At 61.3% G+C, this 1,557-nt stretch carries 2 protein-coding genes and 1 pseudogene; 2 read left to right on the top strand and 1 reads right to left on the bottom strand.

What is annotated here, in order from left to right; translation table 11 throughout:
• A pseudogene (locus ACGVJ8_RS10115) lies at positions 1 to 431 on the bottom strand (type II/IV secretion system protein); the annotation flags it as partial.
• A gap of 99 nt (positions 432 to 530) precedes the next feature.
• Here ACGVJ8_RS10115 and grpE point away from each other — a divergent pair.
• Positions 531 to 1,205, top strand: a complete 675-nt coding sequence (gene grpE / locus ACGVJ8_RS10110; RefSeq protein WP_392347754.1) for a nucleotide exchange factor GrpE — start codon at positions 531 to 533, stop codon at positions 1,203 to 1,205.
• Positions 1,205 to 1,557 (top strand): DnaJ domain-containing protein (locus ACGVJ8_RS10105; RefSeq protein WP_392347752.1); only part of this gene is annotated, 353 nt, incomplete at its 3' end. The genes grpE and ACGVJ8_RS10105, both read left to right, overlap by 1 nt.

Here is a 1,557-nt window from a genome sequence, read left to right as displayed (position 1 = left end):
ACCGGAATGTCGTTGTTGGCGTCTTCGCTGGTCTCGCTCTGGATCTGGTTCTGTGCCGGCTGGGGGGCTGGTGGTGGTGGGGTCTCCACGTCCGGGGTGGTGTTCAGCACCTCCATCAGGTCCTGTAGCAGTGCGGACCGCCAGTGCACGGTGCGTGGTCCGGTGTCCAGCTGCTCATGCAACGACTGCCGTTCCTCGGCACCCCAGTGGCTGGGGACCGCCAGGTCCAACATCTGCTCATTGATGGCCAATGGCAATGCCTGCAGGTTCTGCCATTGCTGCGGGCTCAGGCCCAGGGGATGACTCTCCAGCAGCTGTCGAGCCGTCGCGAGTTCATCGCGGTCTGGCACAGCCTCCTGGAGGAGCAGTTCGAGCTCGAAGCGTTGTTGTTCCGGTGAAGCCGAGTCAGCAATGGGGCGTGCCTGGGTCACGGATTTTGCAGTGAATCGAGAAGGTGCGGGCTTCCGCAGCTTGTGGGAGGTCAGCGTTGCCCTTCAACATGTCTAGACAGTTCTTCCGGACCGGTCGACATGAGCGGCGACGCTTCCACCCCTGAGCAGGATCAGACCGTCGAGGCGATCGATGCGCCGATTGCGTCCGATTCGCCAGTCGAAGCGCCCGATCAAGCGGAATCATCCGCAGCGCCTGACGCCGGGGATCGGTTGCAGCAACTCGAGCAGGAATTGCAGACGCTGAAGGCCGAACACGAGACGCTGCAGGGCCAGTACATGCGGATCGCCGCTGACTTTGACAATTTCCGCAAGCGTCAGAGCCGAGATCAAGACGATCTGCGCCAGCAGCTGGTGTGCTCAACGCTGAGTGAAATCCTCCCCGTGGTGGATAACTTCGAGCGGGCCCGTCAGCAACTCAATCCTGAGGGAGAAGAGGCGCAGGCTTTGCATCGCAGCTATCAGGGGCTCTACAAACAGCTCGTTGAGGTGCTGAAGCAGCAGGGTGTGGCTCGGATGGAAGTGGTCGGTCAGGATTTCGACCCGTCCCTCCACGAGGCGGTGCTGCGTGAAGAGAGCACCGAGCATCCTGAGGATGTTGTCACTGAAGAGCTGCAACGCGGATATCACCTGAATGGTCGGGTCCTTCGCCACGCGATGGTGAAGGTCTCGATGGGTCCAGGTCCATCCGATTCTGCCGCTGCCACAGCTGAGCCGCCGGCCAACGAGGATCAGTCCGAGACGGAGCAGGATTAATGGCCGATTTCTACGACTTGCTCGGGGTCGGTCGGGATGCCGATGCCGACACGTTGAAGCGGGCCTACAGACGTCTGGCTCGTCAATATCACCCTGATATCAATAAGGAAGCGGGAGCTGAAGATCGGTTCAAGGAAATCGGTCGTGCCTATGAGGTTCTCAGTGATCCTCAGACCCGAGCCCGTTACGACCAGTTCGGTGAAGCCGGTCTTGGCGGAGCGGCCGGGGCTCCGGACATGGGCGATATGGGGGGATTCGCCGATCTTTTCGAGACGTTCTTCCAGGGCTTCGGTGGGCCTGGTGGGTCGGCCGGTGGGCGCCCAAGGAGGCGTGGTCCACAGCAGGGCGATGA

The organism is Parasynechococcus sp. (genome assembly GCF_042954245.1).
Classification (GTDB): Bacteria; Cyanobacteriota; Cyanobacteriia; order PCC-6307; family Cyanobiaceae; genus Parasynechococcus.
This window is presented reverse-complemented; position numbering and strand designations above follow the sequence as displayed.